The 6,940-nt window shown below is 41.5% G+C and carries 5 protein-coding genes; 1 reads left to right on the top strand and 4 read right to left on the bottom strand.

Translation table 11 applies throughout. From position 1 onward, the window contains the following. Positions 1 to 142 precede the first annotated feature (142 nt). The 4 genes from HC179_RS00070 to glsA all read right to left on the bottom strand — a co-directional run bounded on the left by HC179_RS00070 (position 143) and on the right by glsA (position 5,589). Positions 143 to 349, bottom strand: coding sequence for a hypothetical protein (locus HC179_RS00070; protein WP_168862482.1), 207 nt, complete (start codon positions 347 to 349; stop codon positions 143 to 145). 259 nt (positions 350 to 608) lie between these two features. After that, positions 609 to 4,052: a pyruvate carboxylase gene (pyc, locus tag HC179_RS00075; RefSeq protein ID WP_168862483.1), complete on the bottom strand. Its 3,444-nt coding sequence runs from the start codon at positions 4,050 to 4,052 to the stop codon at positions 609 to 611. A gap of 221 nt (positions 4,053 to 4,273) precedes the next feature. Continuing rightward, on the bottom strand, positions 4,274 to 4,555 hold the full coding sequence (locus HC179_RS00080) for an Fpa/YlaN family protein (RefSeq protein ID WP_010192813.1): 282 nt from the start codon (positions 4,553 to 4,555) through the stop codon (positions 4,274 to 4,276). A 104-nt stretch (positions 4,556 to 4,659) separates the two neighbouring features. Continuing rightward, positions 4,660 to 5,589 carry a glutaminase A gene (gene glsA, locus HC179_RS00085; RefSeq protein WP_168862484.1) on the bottom strand — a complete coding sequence of 310 codons (930 nt, stop codon included), beginning with the start codon at positions 5,587 to 5,589 and terminating at the stop codon, positions 4,660 to 4,662. Between the two features lie 117 nt (positions 5,590 to 5,706). Between glsA and HC179_RS00090 the strand changes: the two genes are divergently transcribed. Then, entirely contained in the window at positions 5,707 to 6,207 is a 501-nt protein-coding gene (locus HC179_RS00090) for a peptidyl-prolyl cis-trans isomerase (protein ID WP_168862485.1), read from the top strand. Positions 6,208 to 6,940 lie beyond the last annotated feature (733 nt).

The following is a 6,940-nucleotide window of genomic DNA, read 5'->3' on the forward strand; positions in this document are numbered from 1 at the left end:
TTGATTTCCGCAAATGGCTTCGCTTTCCTAGGGGCGCTGCTGGAGCCTCCTCGGCTTCGCCTGCGGGGTCTCCACCTAGCGCTATCTCCCTCAGGAGTCTTCGCCTTTTGCTCCAATCAACAGCTAGGAATCAATAAAAACTTTACGTTATCAGTTTTTCAGTGGCCTCGACTTCGCCTGTGGGTTCTCCACCTAGCACTATCTCCCTCAGGACAAGGAAGGCTTCGGCAGCGAAACATCGCACGAAGAAAATGCGTAGCATTTTCGAGGAGTCTTCGCCTTTTGCTCCAATCAACAGCTCAAGATTACTAGAACGAAACGTTATTACTTTTACAATTAACTCAGCCAAACACCTTACCTCTTCAATAAGCCTTAAGGTTAATGAGGTCACCTTGTTGATTGTAGTGGAAGGCGCGCAGACGCCCGCGGGAGGAAGGGACAGGTGAGACCCCGGAAGGTGCAAGCCTGAGGAGGCTCACGGACCGCCCGCAGGCAAGCGAAGCGCCTGGAACGGAAATCAACTGGATTACATACTTTCTTATCTACTAAAAAAAGAAACTGAGAATGATGGACCATCACTCTCAGTTTCTTTCAATAGGAAAATTCAATTAAACTTTATCCACTTCAATCAATAAGTCTCCAGTTGCAATACCCTCTCCACCTGCTACATGTATCTGTTTAACAGTACCGCTGAATGGTGCTTGTACGGTTGTTTCCATTTTCATGGCTTCCGTAATCATAAGGTGATCTCCTTTGGAAACCTTCTCCCCTTTTTCCACCAATACCTTGATAACTGTCCCAGGCATAGTAGCTCCAATATGGGTAGGATTAGTTGCATCCATTTTAGGTTTTGTTACCACATCAGATTTAACATTTTCATCTTTTATATATACTTCACGAGGTTGTCCGTTTAATTCAAAGTACACAACCCTATTGCCGTCCCTTTGTGGTTCCCCTATGGAAACAAGCTTAACCATTAATGTTTTTCCTTGCTCGATTTCCACTTGGATTTCTTCTCCAAGCCTCATGCCGAAGAAGAATGTTGGTGTATCAAGAACGGATACATTCCCATACTGTTCATATTTCTTTTGGTAATCTAAGAACACTTTTGGATAGAGGGCATAAGCAATCATCTCATGACTCGTTACTTGGCGATTCAATGTTTCAAACAATTTTTTGCGAATCTCCTCAAAATCGACATCATCCAATAGCTCGCCTGGACGGACCGTAATAGGCGATTTTCCTTTTAGGATGACTCTTTGCAGATCTTCTGGGAATCCTCCATGCGGTTGTCCCAAATATCCTTCAAACAATTCAATAACAGAATCCGGAAAGTCGATCGTTTCTCCTTTTTCCAGTACATCTTGTTCAGATAGGTTGTTTTGAACCATGAATAACGCCATATCACCGACTACCTTAGATGAAGGTGTTACTTTGACAATGTCACCAAACATATCGTTCACGCGACGGTACATTTGTTTTACTTCTTCCCATCGAGCTCCAAGTCCTACAGCTTTTGCTTGTTGTTGAAGATTACTATATTGCCCTCCAGGCATTTCGTGCATATATACCTCGGAATGGGGGCTGTTCATACCACTTTCAAAATCACTGTAATATTTACGTACATCTTCCCAGTAATGAGAAAGTTGTTCTAACGCTTTAACGGATACATCCGGTTTGCGGTCTGTTTCTTCTAAGGCATAATATAGGGAATTAGCACTTGGCTGAGAAGTCAGCCCTGCCATGGAACTAATGGCGACGTCCACAATATCAACACCTGCTTCAATTGCTTTTGCATACATATAGATTCCGTTTCCGCTCGTATCATGTGTATGAAGGTGAATCGGAATGTCCACTGTTTCTTTCAAAGTGGATATTAATCGATAAGCTGATTGCGGCTTTAATAGGCCCGCCATATCCTTGATAGCAAGAATATGAGCTCCGCTTCTTTCCAATTCTTTTGCCATATCACAATAATATTGCAGATCATATTTCGTTCTGCTTGGGTCATTGATATCTCCTGTGTAACAGATAGCTGCCTCTGCCAGTTTTCCAGAGTCTCGAACAGCATCAATTGCCAAGGTCATCCCCTTGACCCAGTTCAAGCTATCAAATATCCGGAATACATCAATTCCTGCATAAGCAGACTTCTCGACGAATTCCTTAATCAAATTGTCTGGATAGTTCTTATACCCTACCGCATTGGATGCTCTAAGTAACATTTGGAAAAGAACATTCGGCGCCTTTTCGCGCAATGTCAACAGACGGTCCCAAGGATTTTCACTTAAGAATCTGTACGCCACATCAAACGTTGCTCCCCCCCACATTTCCATGGAGAAAAGATTTGGCAGCAACTTAGCGGTTGGCTCGGCAATCTGTTTTAAATCATTTGTACGGACTCTTGTTGCCAACAAAGACTGATGCGCATCTCTAAAGGTGGTATCTGTCAATAAGACTTCCTTCTGATCTGTCACCCACTTAACCAATCCATCTGCTCCACGCTCGTCCAAAATTTGCTTTGTACCGCTTGGTACTTCACCAATATGGCTGACTTCCGGCATTCTAGGATTAGTGAAGATCGGTTTTTTCCTTTTTTCCACACCTGGGAATCCGTTGACTGTTACATTTCCGATATAGGTGAGCATTTTTGTACCACGGTCTTTACGTTTTGGGAAGACAAAAAGCTCAGGTGTTGTATCAATAAATGATGTATCATATTCCCCATTCATGAATTTTGGATGCTTTACAACGTTCTCTAAGAACGGAATATTTGTTTTGATTCCACGAATTCGGAACTCTTTCAGGTTTCGCTCCATTTTGGAAGCCGCATGTTCAAATGTTAAAGCCCATGTGGACAACTTAACAAGTAAGGAGTCATAATACGGCGTGATGACTGCTCCTTGATAGCCATTCCCTGCATCCAAACGAACTCCAAATCCTCCACCGGAACGGTATGCCATGATCTTACCTGTATCTGGCATAAAACCATTTAATGGATCTTCCGTTGTTACACGGGACTGAATAGCAAACCCGTGAACTCGGATGTCTTCCTGCTTAGGAATACCAAGTTTACTGCTATGTAAGGCATGTCCTTCTGCAATCATGATTTGGGACTGTACGATGTCAACACCCGTTACCATTTCTGTGATGGTGTGCTCTACTTGCACACGAGGGTTAACTTCTATGAAATAGAAATCCTCTCCTGCAACCAGAAACTCAACTGTTCCTGCATTAATGTAATCGACATTTTCCATCAATTCTACTGCAGCGTTACAAATTCGTTGACGCAAATCCTCAGATAGAGAAACACTCGGTGCAATCTCTACGACTTTCTGATGACGGCGTTGAATGGAACAATCACGCTCAAACAAATGAATGATTTCTCCGTGTTGATCACCAAGAATCTGGACTTCAATATGCTTTGGGTTTTCAATTAGTTTTTCTACATACACATCATCATTTCCAAATGCCGCTTTCGCCTCTGATTTTGCACGATCAAACGCTTCACGCAATTCAGATTTGCTGCGGACGATGCGCATGCCACGACCGCCACCACCAAGGGCAGCCTTAATCATCAACGGGTAACCGTAAGTTGCGGCAAAGTCCATCACTTCATCCAACGAGTGGACGGGACCATCTGTACCCGGTATAACAGGAATATTGGCAAGCTGGGCTTGGGTTCTCGCTTTTACTTTATCCCCGAACATATCCAAATGCTTGGAGGTTGGCCCAATAAAAATAATGCCTTCTTCTTCACATTTTCTAGCAAAATGAATGTTTTCGGAAAGAAAACCATAACCAGGATGAATTGCATCTACGTCATTCGCTTTTGCAATCTCAATGATTCCATCGATATCGAGGTATGCATCAATCGGTTTTTTACCTTCTCCTACAAGATATGCTTCATCTGCTTTATAGCGATGGAATGAGCCGATATCCTCATTTGAGTAAATAGCAACTGTTCGAATGTTCAGTTCTGTACAAGCTCGAAAAACACGAATTGCAATCTCACCGCGGTTCGCAACAAGAACCTTGTTTATTTTTCTCGTCATATTGTCTCCCCCTAGTAGCTACTTCTCGCGCAGAAAAGTTTAGAATATTTTATCAATTATAAATGCATTATACATTATTTTTCGATAACTTTCCTCTTTTTCGATACAATCCTTACTAATTATGTAGAAAAAATGAGATTAATGCTGATTTTCAGGACTTTTTTTGTAATTTAATAAAAACGCTCAATCAGCATTTATCGCCTGATTGAGCGTTACTAGTATTAATTTCTTTCCCATGCTTCGTAAAGTGCGGAAAGCTCTTTTTCCAATTTAGAAAGGATATCTTTCCCCTCTTTTTCGGAAATCAATCCAAGCCGAACAGCAAAATCCATTTCTCGAGAAAGTCCGAACATTTGAGTGTCCAAGACTTCTTCGTACAACGGGCATTGAGGCATGGTTAAGTTGTCCATTTGGACTTGAATCAGCTTTAAAATTTTATCTGAATCAGCTTTTAAAAGCGTAATAGCTTTATCACGATGATCGACCACGATATCTGATGCCAATATCGATCCCTCCGTTTACGTACAATTACCTATCTTATCTATAAATTTTATCGTTATTTTTAAAAAATTGCAAGGAGGATACGCTCATTTACTATAACTGAATATTAAAACATGCTTAAATCATATTGATTTTGTAGTAATTCTAGTAATTTTAAGCCTGTGTGGCTATTACCGACTTCATTTAATGGCGGTCCAAATATTCCAATTCCCATTCTACCGGGTACAGATCCCATAATTCCTCCTGATACGCCGCTTTTTGCAGGTATACCAATTTTAATGGCAAACTCTCCGGAAGCGTTATACATACCGCAAGTCACCATAAATGTCTTACAGATCCTTGCTACTTCTTTAGGCATCACACGTTCATTCGTTAACGGATTTATTCCATCCAATGCAAAAACAGCACCCATCCTTGCCAACTGAAGGCAATTTAACCGAATGGCACAATGTTTCGTATATACTTCCATAATCTCCTCTACGTTGCCATGTATCACGCCATCATTCTTCATATAAAAACAAAGGGACCTATTCAGAAAAGATGTAGTAAATTCTGAGATAGCTACTTCTTCACAAAAATCGATATTTGCTTCACTCGTAAGCTTCCGGACAAAATTTAAAATATATTCTACTTTGTCTTCTGCATTACTACCTTTCATCATGGAAGTGACGGCAAGGGCACCTGCATTAATCATCGGGTTCAGTGGTTTAGCTTTTGAGGATGTTTCTAATTTGATAATAGAGTTGAAGGGATCACCTGTTGGCTCCATTCCTACTCTATGGAAAACATGTTCAGGACCATAATCCATCAACACAAGTGCAAGGGTAATAATTTTTGATATGCTTTGTAACGTAAATTGTTTATCTATATCACCTGCGGATATGCAGTTTCCATCGGGATATACAATTGCACATGATAAATGCTCTGGATTTTCCTTTTGTAATGCCGGTATGTAGTTTGCCACTTTCCCTTCAAAAGCTACCTTCTTGGCATCTTCCACTAATGACTGAAGATCTTCCTCACTTTTGCATGCCAAATGCACCTCTCCTTTTCTAACCGTCATGACAATCTACCATTATATTCCCCCGATAACATGACAAAAAAACATACAAGTTATATAATGATGAAAAGGATTACAAATGAGGGGGACAACATGGAAAATATCATCAGAATAGAAGGTAAAGTTAACTTTTCGATTACGCTTGATCCGGGTGTCTGGATTTTCGACGATCGCAGAATTGATTTGGATACTTATTTCATAGAAGAAAAACGAGTGAAAACAGATGAGCTCGAAGAATATACAAAAGCAGTTTCTAAACATTGGGAACGTGAAATCAGGGAAGGTGCCATTTACCCTCCAACCTTGAAATCAGAACGTAAATACGAAAAGGAAAAACTGTTAAACGGTACATTTGGCATCAAGTTCGGTCCTTTTCTTCATAATGCAGAGCCACAACCGGACTCATCAAAAGTCGTTTTTGTTGGAGAAGATAATGAGCTCGAGGTAGACATCCCTACTGCTCAGGAAATCATTCTTGCCTTTTCTAAAAATGGCAAACCACTAAAAGAAAACGGACCTGTCCACGTTTATTTAGAGGATGGCTCTAATCATGCAGAACCACTTACAGGTGTACATAAGATCATTGTAAAATAAGACGGTATTTCCCCAAAGTGCCGCCGTGACAATAGTTACGGCGGCACTTTTTTGATTCTGTAAAAGTGAAATCTAGAATTTTCAGGTTCTCGAGCTGTGGATTGGAGCAAAAGGCGAAGACTCCTCGAAAATGCTACGCATTTTCTTCGTGCGATGTTTCGCTGCCGAAGCCTTCCTTGTCCTGAGGGAGATAGCGCTAGGTGGAGACCCCGCAGGCGAAGCCGAGGAGGCTCACGTCAGCCCCTAGGAAAGCGGAGCCATTTGCGGAAATCCACAGCGGTGTATAAACAATATCTAAAATCAAAGACTTTTTCAGTGGCCTTGGCGCAAGTGGATGAGGCTCACGGTCCCCCCGCAGGCAAGCGAAGCGCCTGGAACGGAAATCAACCGTATTATATTATTTCTGATTTTATTAAGATGAGGCTGGGACAAAAGTGTTTTAGTCTAAATAAAACCCGAACTAATTTAAAATCTGATATTAGTGCGGGTCTTTTTTCGTTTAAAAGATACATTTATTGTTTGGTTTGCACCAGGTGGTGATTGGGGCAAATGGCGAAGACTCCTTAGGGAGATAGCGGTAGCTTGAGACCCGGCAGCGGAGCGAGGAGGCTCAAGCACCGCCCCTAGGAAAGCGAAGCCATTTGTGGAGATCAACAGCGGTATTTAGAGCCAATACCTATGACACCTAAATTGTTCGTCTTTTATTAGGCTTTTTTAGTTTTGTCCCAGCCTC

This window comes from Bacillus sp. RO1 (genome assembly GCF_012524115.1).
Classification (GTDB): Bacteria; Bacillota; Bacilli; order Bacillales; family Bacillaceae_I; genus Sutcliffiella_A.